The sequence below is a fragment of the Chelativorans sp. genome (assembly GCF_031180965.1).
Taxonomy (GTDB): Bacteria; Pseudomonadota; Alphaproteobacteria; order Rhizobiales; family Rhizobiaceae; genus Chelativorans.
The window spans coordinates 1-24145 of sequence record NZ_JAPSLH010000033.1; the positions used below are offsets into that span (position 1 = coordinate 1).

The 24145-nt window shown below is 64.9% G+C and carries 28 protein-coding genes and 1 riboswitch; of the genes, 11 read left to right on the plus strand and 17 right to left on the minus strand.

Features of this window, described 5'->3' with window-relative positions; all coding sequences use genetic code 11:
* Positions 1-111: 111 nt before the first annotated feature.
* Positions 112-645: a gamma-glutamylcyclotransferase gene (locus tag RIN79_RS18690; protein WP_309086203.1), complete on the minus strand. Its 534-nt coding sequence runs from the start codon at positions 643-645 to the stop codon at positions 112-114.
* A gap of 63 nt (positions 646-708) precedes the next feature.
* On the opposite strand from RIN79_RS18690, the gene RIN79_RS18695 reads away from it, so the two are divergent.
* Positions 709-1686 carry a DUF2125 domain-containing protein gene (locus tag RIN79_RS18695; RefSeq protein WP_309086204.1) on the plus strand — a complete coding sequence of 326 codons (978 nt, stop codon included), beginning with the start codon at positions 709-711 and terminating at the stop codon, positions 1684-1686.
* A gap of 15 nt (positions 1687-1701) precedes the next feature.
* On the opposite strand, the gene RIN79_RS18700 is transcribed toward RIN79_RS18695, so the two are convergent.
* Positions 1702-2643, minus strand: a complete 942-nt coding sequence (locus tag RIN79_RS18700; protein ID WP_309086205.1) for a prephenate/arogenate dehydrogenase family protein — start codon at positions 2641-2643, stop codon at positions 1702-1704.
* A 3-nt stretch (positions 2644-2646) separates the two neighbouring features.
* Entirely contained in the window at positions 2647-3747 is a 1101-nt protein-coding gene (hisC, locus tag RIN79_RS18705; protein ID WP_309086206.1) for a histidinol-phosphate transaminase, read from the minus strand.
* 76 nt (positions 3748-3823) lie between these two features.
* Positions 3824-3902, plus strand: a riboswitch (SAM riboswitch).
* A gap of 56 nt (positions 3903-3958) precedes the next feature.
* On the opposite strand from hisC, the gene metA reads away from it, so the two are divergent.
* Positions 3959-4882 carry a homoserine O-succinyltransferase gene (gene metA, locus RIN79_RS18710; protein ID WP_309086207.1) on the plus strand — a complete coding sequence of 308 codons (924 nt, stop codon included), beginning with the start codon at positions 3959-3961 and terminating at the stop codon, positions 4880-4882.
* A gap of 27 nt (positions 4883-4909) precedes the next feature.
* On the opposite strand, the gene RIN79_RS18715 is transcribed toward metA, so the two are convergent.
* On the minus strand, positions 4910-5989 hold the full coding sequence (locus RIN79_RS18715) for a nitronate monooxygenase family protein (protein WP_309086208.1): 1080 nt from the start codon (positions 5987-5989) through the stop codon (positions 4910-4912).
* A 1-nt stretch (position 5990) separates the two neighbouring features.
* Positions 5991-6761, minus strand: a complete 771-nt coding sequence (locus RIN79_RS18720) for a class I SAM-dependent methyltransferase (RefSeq protein ID WP_309086209.1) — start codon at positions 6759-6761, stop codon at positions 5991-5993.
* Between the two features lie 103 nt (positions 6762-6864).
* On the opposite strand from RIN79_RS18720, the gene gloB reads away from it, so the two are divergent.
* On the plus strand, positions 6865-7632 hold the full coding sequence (gene gloB, locus RIN79_RS18725; protein WP_309086210.1) for a hydroxyacylglutathione hydrolase: 768 nt from the start codon (positions 6865-6867) through the stop codon (positions 7630-7632).
* A 26-nt stretch (positions 7633-7658) separates the two neighbouring features.
* Here gloB and RIN79_RS18730 read toward each other — a convergent pair whose 3' ends face one another.
* Complete coding sequence (locus RIN79_RS18730) at positions 7659-8567, minus strand: DMT family transporter (RefSeq protein ID WP_309086211.1); 909 nt, start codon at positions 8565-8567, stop codon at positions 7659-7661.
* An 18-nt stretch (positions 8568-8585) separates the two neighbouring features.
* Positions 8586-9341: a DUF3108 domain-containing protein gene (locus RIN79_RS18735; RefSeq protein WP_309086212.1), complete on the minus strand. Its 756-nt coding sequence runs from the start codon at positions 9339-9341 to the stop codon at positions 8586-8588.
* Positions 9342-9565: 224 nt separating this feature from the next.
* Between RIN79_RS18735 and rpmB the strand changes: the two genes are divergently transcribed.
* Both rpmB and RIN79_RS18745 read left to right on the plus strand, forming a co-directional pair.
* On the plus strand, positions 9566-9862 hold the full coding sequence (rpmB, locus tag RIN79_RS18740; protein WP_309086213.1) for a 50S ribosomal protein L28: 297 nt from the start codon (positions 9566-9568) through the stop codon (positions 9860-9862).
* A gap of 22 nt (positions 9863-9884) precedes the next feature.
* Complete coding sequence (locus tag RIN79_RS18745) at positions 9885-10553, plus strand: VUT family protein (protein ID WP_375165978.1); 669 nt, start codon at positions 9885-9887, stop codon at positions 10551-10553.
* Between the two features lie 77 nt (positions 10554-10630).
* Here RIN79_RS18745 and RIN79_RS18750 read toward each other — a convergent pair whose 3' ends face one another.
* The 5 genes from RIN79_RS18750 to RIN79_RS18770 all read right to left on the minus strand — a co-directional run bounded on the left by RIN79_RS18750 (position 10631) and on the right by RIN79_RS18770 (position 15609).
* Entirely contained in the window at positions 10631-11659 is a 1029-nt protein-coding gene (locus RIN79_RS18750) for an esterase-like activity of phytase family protein (protein WP_309086215.1), read from the minus strand.
* The gene (gene cobT, locus RIN79_RS18755) at positions 11649-13544 is read right to left on the minus strand and encodes a cobaltochelatase subunit CobT (RefSeq protein WP_309086216.1); all 1896 of its coding nucleotides are present in this window, start codon (positions 13542-13544) and stop codon (positions 11649-11651) included. The genes RIN79_RS18750 and cobT overlap by 11 nt, the downstream gene beginning before the upstream one ends.
* 26 nt (positions 13545-13570) lie before the next feature.
* Entirely contained in the window at positions 13571-13918 is a 348-nt protein-coding gene (locus tag RIN79_RS18760; protein ID WP_309086217.1) for a GFA family protein, read from the minus strand.
* A 13-nt stretch (positions 13919-13931) separates the two neighbouring features.
* Positions 13932-14918, minus strand: coding sequence for a cobaltochelatase subunit CobS (gene cobS / locus RIN79_RS18765; protein ID WP_309086218.1), 987 nt, complete (start codon positions 14916-14918; stop codon positions 13932-13934).
* Positions 14919-14988: 70 nt separating this feature from the next.
* On the minus strand, positions 14989-15609 hold the full coding sequence (locus RIN79_RS18770) for a J domain-containing protein (protein WP_309086219.1): 621 nt from the start codon (positions 15607-15609) through the stop codon (positions 14989-14991).
* A 143-nt stretch (positions 15610-15752) separates the two neighbouring features.
* On the opposite strand from RIN79_RS18770, the gene RIN79_RS18775 reads away from it, so the two are divergent.
* On the plus strand, positions 15753-16055 hold the full coding sequence (locus RIN79_RS18775; RefSeq protein WP_309086220.1) for a BolA family protein: 303 nt from the start codon (positions 15753-15755) through the stop codon (positions 16053-16055).
* 3 nt (positions 16056-16058) lie between these two features.
* Here RIN79_RS18775 and RIN79_RS18780 read toward each other — a convergent pair whose 3' ends face one another.
* The 5 genes from RIN79_RS18780 to RIN79_RS18800 all read right to left on the minus strand — a co-directional run bounded on the left by RIN79_RS18780 (position 16059) and on the right by RIN79_RS18800 (position 19800).
* Positions 16059-16457, minus strand: coding sequence for a type II toxin-antitoxin system VapC family toxin (locus RIN79_RS18780; RefSeq protein WP_309086222.1), 399 nt, complete (start codon positions 16455-16457; stop codon positions 16059-16061).
* A complete protein-coding gene (locus tag RIN79_RS18785) occupies positions 16454-16693 on the minus strand; it encodes a type II toxin-antitoxin system Phd/YefM family antitoxin (protein WP_309086224.1) in 240 nt (79 codons plus the stop codon). The genes RIN79_RS18780 and RIN79_RS18785 overlap by 4 nt, the downstream gene beginning before the upstream one ends.
* A gap of 97 nt (positions 16694-16790) precedes the next feature.
* Positions 16791-18086, minus strand: a complete 1296-nt coding sequence (locus RIN79_RS18790) for an HlyC/CorC family transporter (RefSeq protein ID WP_309086225.1) — start codon at positions 18084-18086, stop codon at positions 16791-16793.
* Positions 18083-19216 carry a 3-dehydroquinate synthase gene (aroB, locus tag RIN79_RS18795; protein ID WP_309086226.1) on the minus strand — a complete coding sequence of 378 codons (1134 nt, stop codon included), beginning with the start codon at positions 19214-19216 and terminating at the stop codon, positions 18083-18085. The genes RIN79_RS18790 and aroB overlap by 4 nt, the downstream gene beginning before the upstream one ends.
* Positions 19216-19800 (minus strand): shikimate kinase, encoded by a 585-nt coding sequence (locus RIN79_RS18800; RefSeq protein ID WP_375165979.1) that lies wholly within the window; start codon positions 19798-19800, stop codon positions 19216-19218. Before RIN79_RS18800 ends, aroB begins: the two co-directional genes overlap by 1 nt.
* 119 nt (positions 19801-19919) lie before the next feature.
* Here RIN79_RS18800 and RIN79_RS18805 point away from each other — a divergent pair, with 119 nt between their 5' ends.
* The 5 genes from RIN79_RS18805 to RIN79_RS18825 all read left to right on the plus strand — a co-directional run bounded on the left by RIN79_RS18805 (position 19920) and on the right by RIN79_RS18825 (position 23989).
* The gene (locus tag RIN79_RS18805; RefSeq protein WP_309086227.1) at positions 19920-20066 is read left to right on the plus strand and encodes a histidine kinase; all 147 of its coding nucleotides are present in this window, start codon (positions 19920-19922) and stop codon (positions 20064-20066) included.
* A 251-nt stretch (positions 20067-20317) separates the two neighbouring features.
* Positions 20318-21244, plus strand: coding sequence for a site-specific tyrosine recombinase XerD (xerD, locus tag RIN79_RS18810; protein ID WP_309086228.1), 927 nt, complete (start codon positions 20318-20320; stop codon positions 21242-21244).
* 95 nt (positions 21245-21339) lie between these two features.
* On the plus strand, positions 21340-22290 hold the full coding sequence (locus RIN79_RS18815; protein ID WP_309086229.1) for an acetyl-CoA carboxylase carboxyltransferase subunit alpha: 951 nt from the start codon (positions 21340-21342) through the stop codon (positions 22288-22290).
* Between the two features lie 190 nt (positions 22291-22480).
* The gene (locus RIN79_RS18820) at positions 22481-23749 is read left to right on the plus strand and encodes a murein L,D-transpeptidase family protein (protein WP_309086230.1); all 1269 of its coding nucleotides are present in this window, start codon (positions 22481-22483) and stop codon (positions 23747-23749) included.
* A complete protein-coding gene (locus RIN79_RS18825) occupies positions 23750-23989 on the plus strand; it encodes a sulfurtransferase TusA family protein (protein WP_309086231.1) in 240 nt (79 codons plus the stop codon).
* Positions 23990-24145: the final 156 nt, after the last annotated feature.

The following is a 24145-nucleotide window of genomic DNA, read 5'->3' on the forward strand; positions in this document are numbered from 1 at the left end:
AACCCGCCGCCTCTGCCGCCGACGGCCATTGCAAGGATAGACCAGCTGAGACAAGGCGTCGGGCGGCCGGAAAGCCTCGACGGAAAGCTCGCGGGCGGGGAAAAGCAGCCCCTATAGGCTGCCGGCGGGTTCAGCGAGCCTTGCCGCGACCGCTTCCAGCCAGTGGTCGCGAATGCCGAGCGCCTTCAGATGCGCGACCGTGTTGATTACATAGTCCTCGTTGCGGCCGGATCGGCCCACCGCCCCGGAAACCCTCTGGGCGGCATGCTCGACATCCAGCCGGCCGGCATATTGCGCATGCGTCCGGTCGACAACATAGGTCAGCGCCTCGACCACAGGCCCGCCTTCGAGGCGGACCGGAAGGCGCCGTTCGAGATAGACATTCGTCACCAGCTCGCGTTCGCGCAGATAGGCGATCACCTCTTCCGCGAGTTCGCCTGGAACTGAGAAGGCAAGGCCCAGGCACGAGCCGCCGCGGTCGAGGCCCAGCACGAGCCCGGGCCGGTCGGGCGTGCCGCGATGCACATGGGAATGGATGCACAGCGCGCGGCGGTAGCCGAAGAGCCGCGCCTTGCGCGTTTCCACATGCGCGAAACCGGGCCGCCACATCAGGGAGCCGTAGCCAAAGACCCAAAAATTGTCCATTTCCACCTGACTTGTGCCGATGCCCGGCCTTGGGCGGGCTGATTCGCTAGCGGGAGGGATGGCATGGCGTCAAGGGCAGGCTCGCGCTTCTTTCGCCGCATCCTGTGGCTGGGTGTGCTGGTAATCCTGCTTGTCGGCGCCTATAGCGCCGCCTGGTTCTATCTCGCCCGCGAGCTCGAGAACCGCGCGGCCGCCGCAATGGCGAGTGTCAATGGCGGCGGCGTGCGCGCGTTCTGCGAGGAGCCGCAGGCGAGGGGCTTTCCGTTCCGCATAGGGTTGTTCTGCAAGAGCGTCTTCTACGAGGATGTCCGCGAGGGCGTGTCCGTACGCGCCGGCGAGCTGCGCTCGACCGCCAATGTCTACCAGCCCTTCCGGATCCTCGGCGAGCTTTCCGGACCGGCCTCGCTCATGCTTCCCCACACGGTTCCGCTGCAGGCGCAGTGGGAAAGCCTGCGCGCCAGCACCCGGCTCGCCCGGCCGCTGCCGGAGCGCATGTCCGTCGAAGGGAAGGCGATCGTGATTTCGGCACAGGGGCAGGAGGAAGCGCCGCTCGCCACGGTCGAAGACCTGCAGATCCATGCCCGCCGGTTAGAGGCGGACCTGGAGACGGCGCTCAGCTTCGCCGGGCTTGGCATAGGCGACGAGGTCGCGCCGGATCTTCCTCCGCTGGAAGGCCGGGCGCGCGTGCTGGTTCTCGACGGGGTGGCGCTGATCGCCAGCAGGCCCGAAAGCCTGCGCGGCCAGTCCGCCCGGATCGAGGAGATGGTGGTGGGTGTTGTCGGTGAGCAGGCGGCGCTCACGCTCTCCGGCCCGGTGGCCGTGGACGATAACGGGCTCGTCGATGCCGAACTTTCCGTGAAGGTGGATGACCCCGCCGCCGTCCTGCAACTCATGGCGCAGATCTTTCCCGACAATCGCGAGCAGATTATGGGCGTGTCCGGCATCGTCGGCGGCCTCGGCAACGCGCCGCTCCAGATCCGGATCGTCAAGGGCCAAGCTTTTCTCGGCTTTATCCCGCTCGGGGCTGTCCCGGCATTATAGAGCGCCTGAAAGGCCTCAGGCGTCTTCTTTCGGCGGGTGCGCGACCACCTGACGGCCGAAATCGGGCGCATCCACCTCCTGGCCCGCCTCGATGATGGAGCGGCGCACAGCGCGCGTGCGGGTGAAAAGGTCGAACAGCTTCTCGCCATCGCCCCAGCGGATCGCCCTCTGCAGTGCCGACAAGTCCTCCGAAAAGCGCGCCAGCATTTCCAGGATTGCGTCCTTGTTGTGCAGGCATACATCGCGCCACATGGTCGGGTCCGAGGCGGCAAGGCGCGTGAAATCCCGGAAGCCGGAGGCTGAATATTTGATCACTTCCGACTTCGTCACCGTCTCCAGATCATCCGCCGTCCCGACGATGTTGTAGGCGATGATGTGCGGCAGATGCGAGACGATGGCGAGCACCATGTCGTGATGCTCGGGGTCCATGGTATCGACGCGCGAGCCGCAGCGTTCCCAAAAACGGGTAAGACGGGCAACCGCCTCCTGATCCGTCCCGGGCAGCGGCGTCAGGATGCACCAGCGCCCCTCGAAGAGCTCGGCGAAGCCGGCATCCGGGCCTGAATGCTCCGTGCCGGCAATGGGATGGCCGGGGATGAAATGCACGGTCTTTGGAAGCTCGGGCTCCATCTGCTGGATGACCGACTGCTTTGTCGATCCGACATCGGTGACGATCGCTCCCGGCTTCAGGCTGGCGGCGATCTCCGCCGCGACGCTGCCCGACGCGCCGACCGGCACGGAAACGATGACGAGATCGGCATCCGTCACCGCGTCGGCGGCGGAGCTGAAATAGTCATCGCCCAGGCGAAGTTCGCGCGCTCGCGCCAGCGTCTCGGGCCGCCGGGTCGCGATGGCGACGGTCCTCGCCAGTCCCTCGCGCCGGATGACGCGCGCTATCGACGAGCCGATCAGGCCGATGCCGATAAGGGCTACGCGTTCAAAGAGCGGATCGGCCACGTCTCACCTGCCCAGGAATTCGGCGAGTGCTGAGACCACGCCGCGATTGGCTTCCTCCGGCCCGACGGTGAGCCGGAGCGCGTTCGGGAAGCCGTAGCCCTTCACCCCACGCAGGACATAGCCGCGCGCCGTCAGGAAAGCGTCAGCGTCCGCTGCGGTTTTCCCGCCGTTCTCCGGAAAATGGATCAGCAGGAAATTGCCGATACTCGGCGTCACCCGCAGGCCGAGTCCGGTGAGTTCCTCTTCCAGCCATGCCCGCCACGTCTCGTTGAAGTCGACGGCCCGTTCCACATGCGCCCTGTCGCGGATGGCCGCCGCGCCCGCCTCGATGGCGAGCGCATTGACGTTGAAGGGTCCGCGCACACGGTTCACCGCATCCACCACATGGGCGGGGGCATACATCCAGCCGATACGCAGGCCGGCCAGGCCATAGATCTTCGAGAAGGTGCGCGTCATCACGACATTGTCGCTGGAGGAGACAAGCTCGATACCGGCCTCGTAGTCGTTGCGGCGCACATATTCGGCATAGGCGGCGTCAAGCACCAGCAGCACGTGCCTTGGCAGGCCGGCGCGCAGGCGCTTCACCTCGTCGACCGGCAGGTAGGTGCCGGTGGGGTTGTTTGGATTGGCAAGGAAGACGATCTTCGTGCGCTCGGTCACCGCCGCGAGCATGGCGTCGACGTCCGCGCGCTCGTCCTTCTCCTTCGCCACGACCGGAATCCCGCCGGCGGCGAGGATCTGGATCTTGTAGACGAGGAACCCGTGCTCGGTGAAAATCCCTTCATCGCCCGGCTTCAGATAAGTCTGGGACAGAAGCCCGAGGAGTTCGTCGGAGCCGTTGGAGCAAAGGATATTGGCGGGGTTCAGACCATGCGCCTCGGCGATCGCATCGCGCAGCTTGGTGGCGGAACCGTCCGGGTACCGGTCGAGATGGGAGCTTGCCTCCCTGACCGCCTCCAGAGCCGCGGGCGAAGGGCCGAGCGGCGTCTCGTTGGAGGAAAGCTTCCACACCTTCGCCACGCCGGGCGCGCTTTCGCGGCCGGGGACATAGGCGGCGATATCCATGACGCCGGGTTTGGGCTGCGGGCGGTCGGGCGAAGTCATCCAGGCATTCCATTCATCGAAGGCGCCTGCTTAGCCCATCAACTCCATTGACGCAAAGGGTTGCCGGTCTTAAATACGCGCAGTCCGTGGTGATTTGGCCGGTCGGCTTGCAGCCACGTAAAACAAGTCGCTAAAATGGCCGATGAGTGAAGTCCCGTTGGGACCGGCCGCGATTTTCGCCGCCGGTCTTTTTGTTTTGGAGCCTTGTGCAATGCCGATCAAGATTCCCGACCAGCTCCCCGCCCGCGACGTGCTCGTGCGCGAGGGCGTGTCCGTCATGGACGAGCGGACGGCATTGCGTCAGGACATCCGGCCGCTGCAGATCGGGCTGCTGAACCTCATGCCCAACAAGATCCGCACGGAGACGCAATTCGCCCGGCTGATCGGCGCGACGCCCCTTCAGGTGGAGCTGACGCTGGTGCGCGTCGGCAATCACAGGGCCAAGAATACGCCCGAGGATCATCTCATCACCTTCTACCAGACCTGGGAGGAGGTGGCTGACCGCAAGTTCGACGGCTTCATCATCACCGGTGCGCCGGTGGAGCTTCTACCCTATGAGGAGGTCACCTATTGGGAGGAACTGACGCGCATCCTCGATTGGACGAGATCGAACGTTCACTCCCCCTTCTTCATCTGCTGGGGCGCGATGGCCGCCCTCTGGCATTTCCACCGAATCCCCAAACACCGGCTGCAGAAGAAGGCTTTCGGTGTCTTCCGCCACCGCAACAATGCCCCCGCCTCGCCATATCTCGCCGGCTTTTCGGACGATTTCGCCATTCCCGTCTCGCGCTGGACCGAGGTGCGCGACAATGACATCCCGCCCGGCTCGGGCTTGGAGATCCTCATGGACTCGGAGACGACTGGCCCCTGTCTCCTCGCCGAAAAGATCGGCAATCGGCTCTACATGCTCAACCACATCGAATACGACTCCACATCGCTTAAGGAAGAGTATGACCGTGATGTAGCCGCAGGCGTGCCGGTCGATATCCCGCACGAATATTATCCTGAGGACGATCCGGCGCGCCCGCCGCTCAACCGCTGGCGCTCGCACGCTCACCTGCTTTTCGGCAACTGGATCAATCAGGTCTACCAGACCACGGCTTACGACCTGAACAAGATCGGCGGGGATCTATAGTCCGCGAGGGCGGCTAGGGACACCTGCTCAGGCGATAGCGCTCCCGGACAAAAGCCCCCGCGCCTCCTCGGCAAGCCTGCGCGTCAGTTCGCCTGCGGGCATGGGCCTTGCCAGCGCCGCCGCCTGCCCGGCCCAGAGCGGCGAGAAATCGCCGGAGCCGGCGCTTTCGGCCGCTTTGCGGAGCGGGGCCAGGGCGGCGGTCGCGAGCGGAAAGGCCGGGGCATCGGCGCTGATCGGGCCCACTTCGCGCATCAATCGGTTCAATAGGCCGCGCGCCGGCCGGCCGGTGAAAAGGTTGGTGAGCGCGGTGCGGTCGTCGCGCGCTTTGGCAAGCGCCTCGCGATGGATCGGGCTGCTCAGGGCTTCCGGCGATTGCAGATAGGCCGTGCCGACCTGGACCGCGGATGCACCCAGCATGGAGGCCGCCGCCACGCCGCGCGCATCGGAGATGCCGCCGGTCGCGATCACGGGTATCGAGACCGCATCCACCACCTGCGGCACGAGCGCCACGGTGCCGGGCTGAGTTGAAATATCGTCCTCAAGGAAAATGCCCCGGTGCCCGCCGGCTTCCGCTCCCTGGGCGATGACGACGTCGCAGCCGTGCTCCTCGAGCCAGCGCGCCTCGGCCACTGTTGTGGCGGAAGCGATGATCTTCGCGCCGGTGCCGCGCACCCGTTCAAGCAGCGGCTCGTCCGGAAGACCGAAATGGAAACTCACCACTTCGGGGCGGTACTCCTCGACGATAGCGCAGGATTCCTCGTTGAACGGGTTGCGGCCGGGGCCCGGCGGCACGGCATCGGGATCGAGGCCGAATTCGGCATAGTAATGTGCCAGCCGCCTGCGCCACTGTGCCTCACGGGCAGGGTCGGGATCAGGCTGCCGGTGGCAGAAGAAGTTGAGATTGACGGGACCGTCGGTCCGCTGGCGGATGATGCCCAGCTCAGCGCGGATCTGGTCCGGCGACAACATCGCGCAGGGGAGGGAGCCCAGTCCTCCCGCCTCGGCGACCGCAATCGCAAGGTCCGAACCGCCACAGCCCGCCATTGGCGCCAGGAGGATGGGCAACTCGATCCCGAAAAGATCAAGAATCCGCCGGTCGCGCCACATGCTACCCTCCGTCTCTGCTCATATTGGCCGCAGCGCTCCCGCCGATCCGCGTCGCACCTTGCGGGCTCAGCACGGGGACCAGAACGCGCTTGGCCCGCCGCGCCTTCGCTGGGACGCCCTGGTAGAGCCGTTTTTCCGCTTCCACCACCAGGACGCCCGCAAAAAGCGGCCAGAAGCGCTGGCCGGCGCGCTCGAGCACCTGGTGCAGCCGCATGACCCAGCGCCGCCGCGCCGGCGGGAAATGCAGCGTGTCGGCCCAGGCGCCGGGCGTGAAATTCGTCTCGCGCAGCAGCTCCACCAGTTGAGAGCGCGAATAGGGACGGCCCGTTCCAAAAGGCGTGTGCTCGAAACGCGCCCAGATCCCCCGCCTGTTGGGGACGACGAGGACGATACGCCCGCCCGGCGCCAGCACCCGCCAAAGTTCGAGCAGCATCTGGCGAGGGTTTTCCGCATGCTCCAGCGCATGCACGACAAGCACCCGGTCGATGGCGGAATCGGCGAGCGGCAATTCTTCCTCGAAGACCAGCACCGTGGCCGAAGGCCGCCCGGTTGGCCAGCGGACAGCGCCCTGGCGGGCCGGCATGAAGGCGAATACCCGTTCCGCGTCGGCGCCGAAACGGTCCAGCCAGGGAACGGCATAGCCGAGCCCGACGAGCCGCTCGTCCGGCAGCTTGATCCAGATCGACGATAGGGCCGTTGCGATCGAGCGCTCTGCGAGCTTGCCGAGCAGCGTCGCGTAAAAGGTCCTCAGGTCGACGATATCGGTATTCATGGTGAGAGGGTAAGCATCGCGCCGGGTCCCCGCAAGGAACTCCTTTCGCGCGGATGACAAAGAGCAGGTGAAACTCTATGTCTGGCTCAAAATGGAGGTGACGATGACGCTCGAAATCGAACAGTTCATGTGCCGCAGTGACAATTTCGGCGTGCTTGCCCGCGATACCGAGAGCGGCATCGCTGCGCTCATCGACGCGCCGGAGGAGCGGCCTATCCTCGAGGCGATCGAGCGTACCGGATGGAAGCCCTCGCTCCTCCTCATCACCCATCACCACGCCGACCATGTGGAAGCCAATCTGGCGCTGAAGGAACGGTTCGGGCTCACCATCGTCGGGCCGGCAAAGGAGGCCGAAAAGATCCCGGGGATCGACCGGCAGGTGAGGGAAGGCGACGTCGTCCGCGTCGGCCGGCAGGAGGCGCGGGTCATCGAAACGCCGGGGCATACGGCCGGCCATGTCAGCTATTATTTCGCTGATGCAGGGGTCGCCTTTACCGCCGACACGCTGTTCGCGCTCGGCTGCGGGCGGCTTTTCGAAGCCAAGCCGCCGGTGATGTATGAATCCCTGCGCAAGCTGACCGAGCTCCCGCTCGAAACGAGAATCTATTGCGGGCACGAATACACCGAGTCCAATGCGCGCTTCGCGCTCTCGGTCGATCCGACGAATTCGGCGCTGAAGGAACGGGCGCGGAAGATCGAGGCCTTGCGGCGCGAGGGAAAGCCCACCCTGCCGACCACCATCGGCGAGGAGCTCGCGACGAACCCGTTCCTGCGCTGGCACGATCCGGTGATCCGCCGCAATCTCGGCATGGAGAATGCGTCCGACGCGGAGGTGTTCGCCGAAATCCGCAAGCGGAAGGACGTTTTCTAAGGCAAAGGACGGCAGAGGAATCCAGCCTATGCCGCTGCCCCGTCCTCCCGTGCGTCCGCGGCGGTTGCCGCATTACGGCGAAAGATCATGTTCTTGGCGGCGAGCGCCGCGCCGCCTGTGATCAGAAGGCAGGCGGCGAGCGTCGTCGCCGTCGGCTCCGCCCCGCCCGCCGCGATCAGGATCAGCGTGGACAGAAGCGGCGCAGCATAGCTCGCCGCGCCCAGCACCTGGATGTTTCCGTGCTTCACGCCGTAGTCCCAGGCGTAGAAGGCAGCTCCGACCGGCAGCAGGCCGAGGCCAAGCACGGCGAGCCATTCGCCGCCGTTGGCCGGCCAGACGGTCTGCTCCAGGAGCAGGTGGCAGAGGGCGGAGAGGATCGCCGTTGCGCCACAGAACCACGTGACGGTGCTGGTGGGCACGGCCTGGAAGCGGCGCGAGAGCAGCGAATAGCCGGACCAGAAGAGCGCGCAGGCGCCTGCCGCCGCATAGCCCAGCGCATAGCGGCCCTCCAAGGTGAAGCTGCCGCCCTTGGTGATAATGAGGAAGGTGCCGAGGAGGCCCAAGCACGCCCCCGCGATATGATGCCAGCCGAGGCGCTCGCCCGGCATCAGCGCGGAGCCGAGCACGATCAGCAGCGGCCACAGATAGGCGATGAGGCTCGCCTCCACGGCCGGGGCGTTGCGCAGGGCGGTGAAGTAGAGGAAGTGGTAGCCGAACAATCCGCCGACGCCGATCAGCCAAACGACGGGCGGGACCTTTTCGCTCTTGCGGAATGCAGGCGAAACAGCCTGCGCGGCGAGGCCAACTCCCGTGCCGATGGCGAAGGTGATGGCGGAGAGCTGGAAAGGCGGCACCTGTCCCGACGCGGCGGTCATGAGCGCCAGAAGCGCCCACATGGCAACAGCCGAAAAGCCGATCAATGTGGCGCGCGCCATCCTCTCCCTCCGCCGGACTCACATTGGACGCGCCCTGATGTGCACCGTTCCGACCTTGGTGGCAATGGTAGCCTCGACGGGCGAATAGAGATTGCGGCCGGCAACCGGCGCAAAGCCAACAAAGATGCGTGCCCGGTCGCGCAGGAAGATGATCGAGGATCGCGTCTTGCGATAGCCGGAGACGGGGACGAAGCGGGCGCGGCAGGTGACGGCGGCGCTGCGGAAGCTTTCCTCCGGGGCAGGCTGAAGCACGATATCGGCACGGATTTCCCCGTCATAAATGCGGACCGTGCGGTTGCAGACCTCCGCGTCGGTCGAGACCGGCAGGAGCAAGGCGGAAATGGGGTCGGCGACGCCGGTAAGATGCTCTGGCGCCAGGGGCACCCAGTCTTCCCCGCGCTTCTTCGGTGGCGGCTCGTTCCTGGTCTCCGTCACGGTGCCATCGCGAAAGCGGATGGTCGTCGCCTGGCGCTTCTTTCCCTCTGAGTATTCGAGTGCATAGAGCTCCGGCCGGCTCATCTCCTCTCCCATCGTCCCGCTCACCTCGACCGTGCCGTCGGTGCGCTCGAAAATGCGGGCGATGCCGGCGCTCGCGAAACTGGCGGCAATAGCGAAGGCTTGCCCGTCGAAGCGGGTCTCGAAGAAGGCGCGCCCCACAGGGAGGCCGAGGAGGGAAGCGTCGTAGCGGGCGCGATAGGTTTCCGCCGCGGCGGCATGTGCCGAGGATAGGGCCAGTATTGCGGCGAGGAGGACGCGTCGGGGGAAAGTGGTCACGAAATTCTCCTCAGCTTCAGACCGTTCCCCTCCTCGTTCAGGCAACGCCGGCATTGGGGCGAATATGTGAAGCGGCGGCTTTCCGGCTCTCCGGGAGGCAAAGCTTGACCTTGCAAGCGATTGCCTTTATGGGAACGGCAAATTCCCACGAGGCCGCCAAACTGTCCGCGCGCCGCAGCAATGGTGCGGTAATCGGCCATGGCCCGAAAGATAAGGTAGAAAAAATGTCCCGCGCTTGCGAACTGACCGGCAAGGCCGTTATGAGCGGCAACAATGTGAGCCACGCCAACAACAAGACCCGGCGCCGCTTCCTCCCCAATCTCTGCGACGTCACGCTGATGTCCGAGGCCCTCGGCCAGAATTACCGCCTGCGTGTATCGGCCAATGCGCTCCGCTCCGTGGAGCATCGCGGCGGGCTCGACGCCTTCCTGCTGAAGGCCAAGTCCAACGAGCTTTCGCAGCGCGCGCGCCTCTTGAAGAAGCAGATCGCCAAGAAGGTCGCCGAACAGAGCGAGGCGTAAGCCTTTTGCCCTCGGGGCGGCTTTGCCCGCCCCCGCTGGTTCCATCACCCAGGATAAAAAAATGACGCGCATCATTCCGGTCTGGCCTTTCGTGGCCGCAATGGCGGCCACGGTGATCGCATCCAATATCCTGGTCCAGTTCCCCTTGGACCATTGGGGCCTCGGCGAGATCCTCACCTGGGGCGCCTTCACCTATCCGGCCGCCTTCCTCATAACCGATCTCACCAATCGCCGCTTCGGGCCGGCCATTGCGCGCCGCGTGGTGCTGGTGGGCTTCGTCTTCGCCGTGGTGCTTTCGGTCTGGCTCGCAACGCCGCGGATCGCAATCGCCTCGGGCACTGCGTTCCTGGCAGCGCAGCTGCTGGATGTGGCCGTGTTCGACCGCCTGCGCCGGCAAGCCTGGTGGCGGCCGCCGCTCTTTTCGACCCTGCTCGGCTCCGTGCTCGATACGGTGCTGTTCTTCACGATCGCCTTCGCGGCCGCCTTCGCCTTCCTGGACACGGGCCTTGGGCTTGAGGATGGTTCGCTTCCTTTCGCGATGCCTTTCCTGGGCTTCGGCTCCGAAGTGCCGCTCTGGGTATCGCTCGCCGTCGGCGACTTCTGCGTGAAGCTTCTCATGGGCTTCGCCATGCTTGCCCCATATGGCGCGCTGCTCTCCTTCCTCAGGCCGGCGGAGGCTGGGCGGCCTTAGGGTAACGGAGCGCTGCCTTTCGACCCCCCACCGGCTGTGCCGGTCCACCCTCCCCGCAAGGGGGAGGGTGGGGGCGTTCACTCCTCCACCAGGCGAAATTCCAGGTAGAGGTTCCGCTGCAGGATGGAATGGTTGTCGTCGGACATGAGCGACACCATGGTCGCGCCGTCGGGACGCTGCCAGACGTCCAAGGCTTCCATATTGTCGATCTGGTAGCTCATATCGGCCGCAAAAAGCACCGGGCCGTCGGCCACCCCGTCGGGGCGGATGGTCTCGGCCGTGATGCGGCGCAGCCGCATCGCGACCCCGCTCGACATGGAAAAGCTGCGTTCCAGGAGAAGCAGGTCACCATCGGGCAGGAAGGCGCCGTCCGTGATGTCGAACTCGTCGCGGCGGGCGACGGTGAAGATGCCCTTCAGCGGCCCGTCTAGCACCGCGGCAAAGACGTCGCCCTTCTCGTCGATGCTGCGCTCGGCCACCGCCACCAGGGCGCCGGCGAGCGGACTGTCTTCCGGCGCAAAGGCTATCGTCTCGAAACCGCGATTGGTGCGCAGCTCACGGGCAGGCACGAGAAAGTCACGGTTGCCCGTCGGCGCGCCCATCTGATTCGGCTCCAGGCGAAACTCGGCGATCCGATGCCGCCGCTCAAAGCCGACGGCGACGAGATCGCCGCGCACGGCGATGGCCTCGGCATCCGTGGTCCATTTCTCGCCGGTATTGCCCACGCCGTCGAGGATGGGGCTCATCTTGAAATCGGCAACGCCTGAGGGACGGCCATCCTCGTCATGGGAAATCCTGCCGAAGAACCAGAAGCCGGTATCGGCGACGCCGATGAATTGCCCGTCGGACGTGAGGAAGCGAAAGGAGGAAAGGGCACCGAAATCACGCCCGCGCGAAACCATCTCCAGCCCGCCGATGAATTCCAGGGGGCCGAAGCGCTTCTCACTCGAGCCGATGCGGAAATTGGCGATGGGCCGCGTGTCGATGGAGAGATTCTGCAGCGGAGCGTCACGGGCTGTCGCCTGCGGCAGGAAAGCCAAGCCAACGGTCAGGAGGATGAGGCCAAGGCGGACGAGCACGCGCGCCCGCGCTAGGTCAGCCCCCACGGCGCATGCGCCCCGCGGCCCGGCCAGCACGCCGGAGCCCTTCCTCCTCGAAGAGCGAGGCGAGCTGCTCGGTCATCGCACCCGCAAGCTCCTCCGCGTCGACGATCGTCACGGCGCGGCGATAGTAGCGCGTCACGTCATGGCCAATGCCGATGGCGAGAAGCTCGACCGGCGAGCGCGTCTCGACGAGTTCGATGATGCCGCGCAAATGGCGCTCCAGATAGTTGCCGGGGTTGACGGACAGGGTGGAGTCGTCGACCGGCGCCCCGTCCGAGATCATCATCAGGATCTTGCGCTGCTCGGGCCGGGCGACGAGGCGCTGATGCGCCCAGAGCAGGGCCTCGCCGTCGATATTCTCCTTCAGGAGCCCCTCGCGCATCATCAGGCCGAGATTGCGCCGAGCGCGGCGCCAGGGGGCATCCGCCGACTTGTAGACGATGTGGCGCAAGTCATTGAGCCGGCCGGGATTGGCGGGCTTGCCTTCCTTCAGCCACTTCTCGCGTGCCTGGCCGCCCTTCCAGGCGCGGGTCGTGAAGCCCAGGATCTCCACGCGAACGCCGCAGCGCTCCAGCGTGCGTGCAAGGATATCGGCGCAGGTAGCCGCGACGGATATCGGGCGGCCGCGCATCGAGCCGGAATTGTCGATTAGCAGTGTCACCACCGTGTCGCGGAAATTCGTGTCGCGCTCCTGCTTGAAGGAGAGCGGCTGCATCGGATCGATGACGAGGCGGGGGAGGCGGGCGGTGTCCAACACGCCCTCCTCGAGGTCGAAATCCCAGGAGCGGTTCTGCTGCGCCATCAGGCGTCGCTGCAGCCGATTGGCGAGGCGGCCGACGACCCCCTGCAGATTGGCAAGCTGCTTGTCGAGGAAGGCGCGCAGCCGGTCCAGCTCCTCGTCGTCGCAAAGGTCCTCCGCCCCAACCACCTCGTCGAACTCGGTGGTGAAGACACGGTAGTCTATGGCATTGGCGGCCTGGTCGAAGGGGCTTTCAGGCCGACGCGCCTCGCCGGGAGTCTCGGCGTCGATGTCTTCCTGTTCCGTCGTGTCCTCGGCCGTCGTGGCGGCGGCTTCGCTCTCGCCGGCCTCATTGTCGTCGCTGGAAGCGTCGGCCTCCTCGGCCTGCGCCCGCTCGCCCTCGGACTGGTCCTCGCCGCCTTCTTCCGAGGAATCCTCGCCCTGCGGCTGATCGTTCTCCTCGTCGCTGTCCTCGGGCTCGGTGTCCTCGGCGAGATCCTCGCCCATGTCCATGGAGCCAAGGAGATCGCGCACGGCGCGAGCGAAAGCGTCCTGATCGTTGATGCGGGGCAGCAAGGCGTCGATATCGGTACCCGCCTTCTCCTCGATCCAGTCGCGCCATAGGTCGACCATCCGCTGGCCGCTCTTCGGCGCGGCGCGGCCGGTCAGCTTCTCGCGCACCATCAGCGCGACCGCCTCCTCCAGGGGCGCGTCGGCCCGGTCGCGCACATCGGCCAGATTGGCGCGCGCGAACTTGTCTTCCAGCATGGCGGCCAGATTGTCCGAGACGCCCTTCATGGAGCGCGCGCCGATAGCCTCCACCCGCGCCTGCTCGACGGCATCGAAGATGGCACGGGCCTGCTTCCCCTGCGGCGCAAGCCTATTGTGCACGCGCGCGTCGTGGCAGGCATGGCGCAAGGCCATCGAATCGCCCAGTCCGCGGGTAATGCGCAGCGCTTCGGCGGAAGCCTTTTTGGGGAGATCCGGCAGGCGGACGCGCTTACCGGTCAGCGCCGGCTTGTCCTTCGAGAAGGACACCTCCACCTCGTTGTCGCCGGCGATCGCGCGCACACAGCCGGTCACCGCGCGCTTGAAGGGGTCAAGCGGCGCTTCCTGCGGCTGTCCGGGCTTGCGGTTCGTCTGGCTCACGAGAACGACTTTTTAGATCCTGGCCCCTAACGCGAACGGCCATCGAATTGCTTCGGTTGCAAACTGTCGAGATCGACGCCCTCGAGGCAGCGGACATTGATCGCCACCATCTTCGTGCCATCCGGCAGGGACCCGCGCGAGAAGGATTCCATGCCGCAAACTGAGCAGAAAAGGTGCTCGATCTTCCCGGTATTGAAGCGGTACTCGGTCAGCTTGTCCTCCCCCTTCTCCAGCTGGAATTTTTCAGCCGGTGTGAAGGCGAGGATGTTGCCACGGCGCGAGCAATAGGAGCAATTGCAGGTGATCGGGCTGGAAAGGTCTATATCGACGTTGAAAGACACCTGCCCGCAATGACAACTGCCGTGGTACTGCATCTCCTTATACCCCTCAGCTCAGCACCACATTGGCCGCCGATTCCGGCAGTTCTTCCCCGAAGGCCCGCTGGTAGAACTCGGCCACCATCGTGCGCTCCAACTCGTCACACTTGTTGAGGAAGGTGAGCCGGAAGGCAAAGCCCACATCGCCGAAGATCTCGGCATTCTCCGCCCACATGATCACCGTGCGGGGGCTCATCACCGTGGACAGGTCGCCATTCATGAAGGCTGAGCGCGTCATATCCGCCACGCGCACCATGCGGCCGACGATCTCGCGGCCCTTCTCGTTCTGGTAATGCTTGGCCTTGGCCTGGACAATCGCGACTTCCTCATCATGCGGCAGATAGTTGAGCGTCGTGACGATCGACCAGCGGTCCATCTGCGCCTGGTTGATCTGCTGCGTGCCGTGGTAAAGGCCGGTCGTGTCGCCGAGACCCACGGTGTTGGCCGTGGCGAAGATGCGGAAGGCGGGATGCGGCCGGATAACCCGGCTCTGGTCGAGCAGGGTCAGGCGGCCCGAGGATTCAAGCACGCGCTGGATGACGAACATGACGTCGGGACGGCCCGCGTCGTATTCGTCGAAGACGAGCGCGACATTGTGTTGATATGCCCAGGGCAGGATCCCATCGCGGAACTCGGTGACCTGCTTGCCTTCCTTCACGACGATGGCGTCCTTGCCGACCAGGTCGATCCGGCTCACATGACTGTCGAGATTGATGCGCACGCAGGGCCAGTTGAGCCGCGCCGCCACCTGCTCGATATGGGTCGACTTGCCGGTGCCGTGATAGCCCGAGACCATCACGCGCCGGTTATAGGCAAAGCCTGCGAGGATCGCGAGCGTGGTCTGGCGGTCGAAAATGTAATCGGGATCGATATCGGGCACGTGCGGGTCGGACACCGAATAGGCAGGCACCACCATGTCGGCGTCAAACCCAAAAGTCTCCCGCACCGAGACCGTGGTGTCGGGCAGGTTGGCGATATCGCGATCGATCTTGTTCATCATACCTCCAGCGCGCGCGGGGACCGCGCCGCTCGTCATCGTAACGGTGGGCTCTTAGCAGAGACCCGGGCTAACAGAAACCCGCCTGCTTGAGGAGCCGGTAGGCCTGAAGGACGTCGCGCAGGCGAGCCTCGGAGCCCCTGTCGCCGCCATTCGCATCCGGATGGTGGCGCTTCACCAGCGTTTTATAGCGCGCCTTTATATCCGCGCCAGTCGCATTTGCGGCCAGGCCAAGGGTTTCCAACGCCTTGGCCTCAAGGGGCTTCAGCCGCTTTTCTACCGGCGCGCGGGCGCGCGCCTCGGCGCCGCCGAAGAGATTGAACGGGTCGCCGAGACGGCGGTAATAGGCGGCGTGGCCCGAACGATAAGGGGCAAAATCGGCCGCCGCCTGACCCGTGCCGCTCGATCCGATCTTCCAGGTAGGGCGATGGCCGGTCAGGGCCTCCTTCTGAAAGCGCGCGATCTCGGTGTCCTTCAGCCCAGAGAAGTAGTTGTAATTCTTGTTGTATTCGCGCACATGCTCGAAGCAGAAACGGAAATACTCGCCCTCCTTGTGGCGCCCAACCGGGGCGCGATGCAGGCCTGGCTCGCCGCAGCCGTCCCACTGGCAACGCGGCGCCTCCGTCTTGGCGTCGGCCTGGCGGTCGGGGCGGATGCGGATCTTCTCGAAATATTTCGAGTTCAGTTTCATGCCTGTCCTGAACACAGCAAATCAGCAGAGATTATGGCCTTTCGCCCATGCGAAACAAGAATTGACATTTCGCTGGCGATGGACCTAGGCCATGACTTGGATCATGACGGGGAGCTTCCCCTATATGGTGTCAGGAGGGGTGCTTGTCCATCAAATCCGCAATCGAATTGAGGCTCAGGCAGGCCTTCTCGCCCGAGCGGCTCGAGGTCATCAACGAGAGCCATCTCCATGCCGGCCATCACCATACGGCGGGCGGCCACCACGAACAATTCGACGGTACTGGCGAGACGCATTTCCGCGTGCGTATCGTGTCGCAGGCCTTTTCGGGCCTCAGCCGCGTGGAACGCCACCGTGCCATCAATCAGGCGCTGACGGAGGAACTCAAGGGCGGCGTGCACGCACTGGCGATCGAGCCGGCAGCGCCCGGCGAGAGGACTCGGTGGTGAGGTTTACCAGATCGTCCGGAGGCTGGGATACGACCGGATCTTGCTGTCGGCCGTGACGAGTGGTGCGGCAAGCTTTTGGCTTGTGGCGACTATAAACCTGTCGGCGGGATCTTTGTGAAAGTCGGGGCCCAACTGGGTGCTCAGGACTGCGATTTCATTGTCGATAGGAACGAAGGTCAAGGCTTCTAGAAGACAAGCGGTCCTCAGCCAAGTTGACACATCCGTCGCGAAGGTAACCCGCCCGTGGGCAGCAAGGGTGGCAATTTCCCACGCGGAAATCGACGAGACGAATATCGATCCTCCGTTTCGCTCCGCCTCGAGCACTTTCCTAGCTTTTGCGCTTAGCTTCTGCGTTTCACCGCCGAACCACCAAAGCAGGACGTGCGTGTCGATGACAATCACTTGAGAGCATCCCACGCATCCTCATCAATGGCAGGGTGGAACGGGCGCTCGTACCGGAGAATCGAACCCTTTAGAAGCTCGAACGGGTCGTGCTTTGGTTTTTCCGAAACAGGGCGAATTTCGAGCGTGGGCTTTCCGTGGTCCGTCACTATCAGCGGCTCTCCGCTTGCCTCTACCTGGCGAAAATATTCAAGCGCTTTCGCCTTGAACTGCGATTTCGAGACGTGGGTGACCATGGCTGCTCCTCTCTGCAAGATAGGTTATGATGTGACCATGGTCAAATGCCATGGTCACATGGCTGCGAGGTCAGTTCTCTCTAGACCTCCGGGAACCCTATCCCTCCTTCGCAACCATCGGCTTCTCTTCGACGGCCGGGCGGATGCGCAAGCGGGTGATGCGGTTCTTCTCGCGCTTCATGACGATGAAGCGCTTGCCGAAGAAGGTGAAGGCCTGCTTCTCCTCCGGAATCGTCTGCGTCTCGTGGATGACGAGGCCGGCTATGGTGGTCGCCTCGTCGTCCGGCAGGTCCCAGTCGAGCACCCGGTTCAGGTCGCGGATCGGCACGGAACCCTCGACCACCACGGACCCGTCCGCCTCCTGTTTGACCCCCTGCACCTCCACGTCATGCTCGTCGGAGATATCGCCGACGATCTCCTCGATGATGTCTTCCAGCGTGACCAGCCCCTCCACCTCGCCATATTCGTCCACCACGATGGCGATGTGCGCCTTGCGCCGCAGGAAGGCGTTGAGCTGGTCCTGCAGGCTCGTCGTGTCCGGCACGAACCACGGTTTTGTGGCGATCTTCATGATGTCGATGCGGGCCGGGTCGTTGTCGACTTCGTGCAGCGCGCGCAGCAGGTCCTTCATATGCACCACGCCGACAATGTTCTCGATCGTGCCCTTCCAGATCGGGATGCGCGTATAGGGGCTGCGCAGGATCTCGCTCACCACCGTTTCCGCAGGGTCGTCCGCATTGACCGAGCGCATATTGGTGCGGTGGATCATGATGTCGGAGACTTCGAGCTCGTGCAGGTCGAGCAGTCCGCCGACCCGGTCGCGGTCCTGCTTGATAACGGCGCCTTCCCGATGCAGCACCTCGACGGTGCCACGCAGTTCCTCATGGGCGGACAGGAGCGGCGCGTCCCGCGACAGATTGATGCCGAAAATGGCAAGGAGCACGCGCACAATCGCATTGGCCGCAGAGGAGAGAGGCCCGAACACGAGCACCGCGAACCGCGCGAAGGGGGAGACGAAGAGGGCGAACTGCTCCGGCCGCGCGAGCGCCCAGGACTTCGGCAGGATCTCCGAGAAGATCACCAGCGTCACAGTCATGGCGATGGTGGCGTAGATCACGCCGGCTTCGCCGAAGATCGTCAGGAGGAGGCTGGTGGCGAGCGCGGAAGCAAGGATGTTGACGAGATTGTTGCCGATCAGCAGCGCGCCGACCAGACGATCGCGCCGCGTGATCAGATTCTGCACAAGGGCGGCGCGCTTCTCGCCGCTTCGCTGGAGGGTGTGCAGCCTCGCCCGCGAAACCGCGGTCATCCCCGTCTCGGTGCCGGAGAACAGGAAGGAGAGGACGATCAGGCAGAGGATGATGCCGCCGGTGACCAGAATCTCCGTTGTCATCTCGCCTCAACCTCCTGTTGCAGGAAAGCGAGCACTTCCGAGGCCGGCACGTCCCTGGCGATGAAGGATCGGCCAATACCGTGCGTCAGGATGAAAGTGAGCGCGCCCCGCGAGACCTTCTTGTCCTGGGCGATATAGGAGAGAAGCTTTTCCGCCCCAGGGAGTCCTCCGGGAATCTGGTCCGGTCTCGTCGGTAGGCCCACCTCGCGCAGATGCGCCTCGACGCGTCCGGCATCGTCGGGGCTGGCGAGATTCATGCGCGCGGAAAACCTGTGCGCCAGGACCATGCCGACGGCGACCGCCTCGCCGTGGACGAGCCGCGCGCTGTCATAGCCGGTAGCCGCCTCCAGCGCATGGCCAAAGGTGTGGCCCAGATTGAGCAGCGCGCGTTCGCCTGTCTCGTGCTCGTCACGCTCCACCACCTCCGCCTTGGCGCGGCAGCATTCGGCGATCGCCTCGATCCGCGCCGCGCCGCCCGAAAACACCTCGCGCCAATTCTCCTCCAGCCATGCAAAAAAGTGTGGCCGGTCGATGAGGCCGTATTTGACCACTTCCGCATAGCCGGCGCGAAACTCGCGCGGCGGCAATGTGTCGAGCGCGTCCGTGTCGGCCAGCACCAGCTTCGGTTGATAGAACACGCCGACCAGGTTTTTGCCCCGTTCCGTGTTGATCCCGGTCTTCCCTCCCACCGAGGAGTCCACCTGGGCGAGGAGGGAGGTAGGCACCTGCACCAAGTTCATGCCGCGACGGACGACCCCGGCGGCAAAGCCGGCAAGGTCGCCGACCACGCCGCCGCCGAGAGCGACCACCGCGTCCCGCCTCTCGAGCCTCGCCGCGAGAATGGCGTCGACGGTCTCCTGCAGGGCGGCAAAGCTCTTGCTGCGCTCGCCCGGCTCGAGCCGGATTGAGACGCTCTCGATGCCGGCGACGCCAAGGCTTGCCTCGAATGCCTGCAGGTGCGCCGCGGCGACATTCTCGTCCGTGACGACGGCGGCCCGGCTGCCCGGAAGCCGGGCGGCGATCTCCTCGCCGGCGCGGGCCAGAAGGCCTGAGCCGATCAGGATTTCGTAGGCGCGATCGCCAAGGCCGACGCGGACGCTCCGCGCGCTGCGTTCATGGGATGCCTGCATCACGCGCCTTTCCTAAGGAAGGAGGAGAGGGCCTCGACCACCTCCCCGGCGATCACCTCCTTCGGCTCGTCCCGCGTGCGCACCGTGATGTCCGCTCCGCCGTAGACGGGATAACGCAGGTCCATCAGCCGGCGCATCACCGCGCGCGGATCGTCCGTATTGAGGAGCGGGCGGTTCTGGCGCTTCGATACCCGGTGCATCAGCGTATCCAAATCCGCCTTGAGCCAGACGGAGATGCCGTGCCACGCGATCGCCTCGCGGGTCGCCTCGCTCATGAAGGCGCCGCCGCCGGTGGACAGCACCTGTGGCCCCTCCTTCAAAAGGCGTGCGATGACACGGCATTCCAGGGCGCGGAACTCGTCCTCGCCATAGCTGGCGAAGAGCTCGGGAATGGTCATGCGCGAGGCCGCCTCGATCTCGTGATCGCTGTCGGCGAAGCGCAGGCCGAGCATCGCCGCCACCTTGCGGCCGATCACCGTCTTTCCGGCACCCATCAGGCCGACAAAGACGATGCTGCGCCGCCCAAGCCGCTCCACCAGAGCCTGGGACGTCGAAGTGTTGGTGATCTTGTCGACCGACATCATGCGACAGGTTTCGACACGAAAAGCCAGACGCGTCAAGCGGCTGGAACGAAAGCGGGCCAGCTTGCATTGCCGGATGCGGCGCGACATAAGCGGCGCACTTCAATCCGGCTGGTGGCTTGATGCCGACGCTCTTTCGGCTTTTGACGACAATCGCGATCCTCGTGGGCCTCGCCTACGCAGCCATGTGGGCGCTCGCCACGTTCGTCGAGCCGAACCGAGTAGAGATGACGGTCCCCATTCCGCCGGAGCGACTGGCGCCGCGCTGACAGCTTCTGAGCGGTGAAGCTCGAGGCCGTGGCTGCGGCTCGGTCATGCTGACCTGCCCCTTTTTTGCCGCCGCAGGTCCTTTTTTTCATTTTGCCGTCAAGGTAGCTCCGGACGGGCGAGTGGCAGCCTGGTCCTTCTTCATCACCGATTAGCCATTGCACCATAGATTGCGGCAAATGCTGCCGCGCGGCAGTTGGGCTAGGCCGCACATCGAGCCGTGGCCGGCGGCGAGCAAGGACGGGTGCGGTGGATGGCCAGCGGCGCGAAGATCGAGGCATTTCTGGAAATGATGGCGGCCGAGCGCGGGGCAAGCGACAACACGCTTTCCTCCTATCGCCGCGACCTCGAAGACGCCGACGCCTTTTTAAGCGCAGCCGAAAAGGGGCTGGCCAATGCGAGCGCGGCGGGCATACGCAAATATCTGTCGGACATGACCTCCCGCGGCTTCGCGGCCACCACCCAGGCGCGAAAGCTCTCCTCCCTGCGGCAATTCTTCAAGTTCCTCTACGCCGAAGGCATGCGCGGCGACGACCCGACCGGCGTGCTCGACAGCCCGAAAAGACGCAGGCCCCTGCCCAAGACGCTGAGCGAGGCGGAGATGCAGGCGCTGCTCGACCGGGCAGCGATCGAAGCGCGCGAAGCTCCGGACGGCACGCCCGAGCGAATGGCCGCCCAGCGCCTCTCCACGCTGCTCGAAATGCTCTATGCGTCGGGCCTGCGCGTTTCCGAACTCGTGAGCCTGCCCTTGCGGGTGGCACTGAGGGACGAGCGTTTCTTCACCGTGCGCGGCAAGGGAGCGAAGGAGCGGATGGTCCCGCTGTCGGCCAAGGCGCGCGAGGCGGTGGCGCTCTGGGTCAAGGAGCGGGCGCGGCATCCGGCGCTTGCGGAAAGTACCTGGCTTTTTCCCGCTGCTTCCGAGACCGGCTATCTTTCCCGCCAGGTCTTTGCGCGCGAGTTGAAGGGGCTGGCGGCGAGGGCGGGCATCTCCACCGCCAAGATCTCGCCGCATGTGCTTCGTCATGCCTTCGCCAGTCATCTCCTGCAGAACGGCGCCGATCTGCGCGCGGTGCAGCAGCTCCTCGGTCATGCGGACATATCGACCACGCAAATCTACACCCATGTCCTCGAAAAGCGGCTCCATGAGCTGGTGCAAAAGCACCATCCGCTTGCCGACTAGCGCCGTGCCCGCTATGTGAGACCACATTTCCGCGGCGCGCCTGCCGCCTTTGAATGCTCAAAACCGCAGTGTCTCGTGTTCGATTTGGCGGGTGAATGTACAACTATCTCGATTTCGAAAAGCCGGTCGCTGACCTCGAAGGCAAGATCCTCGAACTGAAGAAGCTTTCCGAAAGCGGCGAGGCCGTCGATGTCGGGGAGGAGATCGCGCGGCTCGAGCGGCGGTCCAAGGACGCGCTCAGGGAACTCTACAGGGCGTTGACGCCATGGCAGAAGGCGCAGGTCGCCCGCCATCCGGACCGGCCGCACTGCATGGACTATGTGCGGGCGCTCTTCACCGACTTCACGCCTCTAGCCGGCGACCGCGCCTTCGGCGAGGACCAGGCGGTGGTGGCGGGCTTCGCCCGCTTCAGGGGCGAGCCCATCGCCATTATCGGCCAGGAGAAGGGGAACGACACGCAAAGCCGGCTGAAGCACAATTTCGGCATGGCGAGGCCGGAAGGTTACCGCAAGGCCGTGCGCATCATGGATCTTGCCGACCGTTTCGGCATCCGTGTGGTGAGCCTCGTCGACACGGCAGGGGCGTATCCGGGCATCGGCGCCGAGGAACGCGGCCAAGCCGAGGCAATCGCGCGCTCCACCTCGAAGTGCCTCAGCCTGAAGGTGCCGAACATCTCCGTCATCATCGGCGAGGGAGGATCAGGCGGGGCCATCGCCATCGCGACGGCCAATCTCGTCTACATGCTGGAGCACTCGATCTATTCGGTCATATCTCCCGAAGGCGCCGCCTCGATCCTCTGGCACGATTCGACGCGCGCCAGGGACGCCGCGACAAATATGAAGATCACCGCGCAGGATCTCCTGCAGCTGAAGATCATCGACGGCATCATTCCCGAGCCGGTCGGCGGCGCGCATCGCGCGGCGGAAACGGTGATCGCGGCCACGGGGGAGACCATCGAGAACGGTTTTCGCGAGCTGGCCGCCGGCGCGGGGGACTACCGCGAACATCGCCGCGAGAAATTTCTCGCGATCGGCCGCAGCCTCTGAAGGCAGCACAGGCGACTTTCGCATTTCTGCGGCCGACGCATTCTTGCCTTGCGGCGCGCATCAGGATAAGCCCTAATATGCCCGGGCTTTGCGGTAATGATTTATCAAGCCTAACGGGTATTTATAAGCGGAGAAATCCGCCTCCCGCGGCCGGGAGAGGGGCTTTGGCGACCGTAACAGAGATCACTGCATGAAAACCCGTTTTGCATGCGCTGCGCTTTTTTCCATTCTCATCCTGTCCGGCTGCGGCTCCCTTGAGGACATCGCGCCCAAGGCCGAGCGGAAGCTGCCCCAGCAGATCATGCAGGTCATGAAGGCGAAGGGGATGAGCAAGGGCGCGCCCATCATGATGCGCGTCTTCAAGGAAGAGGGTGTCCTGGAGGTCTGGAAGCAGAAGCCGGACGGCCGCTACGACCTGGTGACGAGCTACGAGATCTGCAAATGGTCGGGCAAGCTCGGGCCGAAGCTGGTGGAGGGCGACCGGCAGGCGCCGGAAGGCTTCTACACTATCCGGCCGCAGCAGATGAACCCGCAGTCGAGCTACCACCTCGCCTTCAATATCGGCTTCCCCAACACCTATGACCGGGCCAATGGGCGCACCGGGCAGCACCTGATGGTGCATGGCGCCTGCTCCTCGTCGGGCTGCTACTCCATGTCGGACGAGCAGGTGGAGGAAATCTATGCCTTCGCCCGCGACGCGTTCCGCGGCGGCCAGCAAGCCTTCCAGTTCCAGGCCTTCCCCTTCCGCATGACGGCCGAGAACATGGCCCGCTACCGCAACGACCCCAACTATCCTTTCTGGGAGATGCTGAAGGAAGGCTACGACCACTTCGAGCTCACCAGGTCGCCGCCGAAAGTGGACGTCTGCGAGCGGCGCTATGTGTTCAACCGCATTGCCCCCGATGGCGCCAGTTTCGACCCGACGGGCGCCTGCCCGCCGACCACGCAGCCGGCCGAACTGCTGATGGCCTACCAGGCCTATAAGAAGAGGCAGGACCTCGAAATGGCCAGGGCGAGGCTGAAATGGACCAGGAAGGAGCCCAAGCCTTCCATCACCGGTATCGAGGAAGCAAAGCTCGTCGCCGACTGGAGCCGCCGCCGCGCCCGTGGCGAGAGGGTAAGCGCCGAGCCGCCGTCGCTGGCGCCGACCATGATGGCAAAGAACAAGCCGCTGATTTCGGCGCCCGTCACCGCCTATGCCCCGACGGCCGAAGCCTCGGCGGCGGAAACGGCAAGTGCTGCCGCCACGACCGCGCCCGCGGGTGCCCAGGCGAGCGCGACGGCAAGCGCCGCCCCGAGCGCGGTGACGGAATCGCAGGTGCAGGTCGGCGCGCCGCCGCTTACGACCGGCTCCGTGCCCAATTCGGGCCGCCCGGCGGCAGCGCCCGCACAGTCGGCGCCCGCTCCGGCGGCGCAGCCCGGCGGCCTCAACCGGCTCTGGAACATGTTCCGCAACTAGTTGCCGCCGGACAGCACGCATATCTATGACCTCAGGGGGCTCAACTGTCCCCTGCCGGTGCTGAGGGCGAAGAAGCGCCTCGCCGGAATGAAGCCGGGCGAGCGCCTTTTGGTAGAAACGACGGATCCCCTCGCTGCGATCGACATACCCGCCTTCTGCAACGAGGATAGGCATCGGCTCCTCGCGACCGAGACGGTCCCGGGCGGACACCGTTTCCTGATCGAGCGCGGCGCGGGATAGCGGCCTCATCCCCCTTGACCTCAATCGTGCTTGAGGTCCTATTCCCTGCTGCTCCTGCTTCTCGAAGGAGTTAGATGCGTCATGCCGGATCACGATTTCATGCTCGTGGGGGCCGAGGGAACGGTAGCCGAACTGCCAAGTTCGCCAACCTCCATC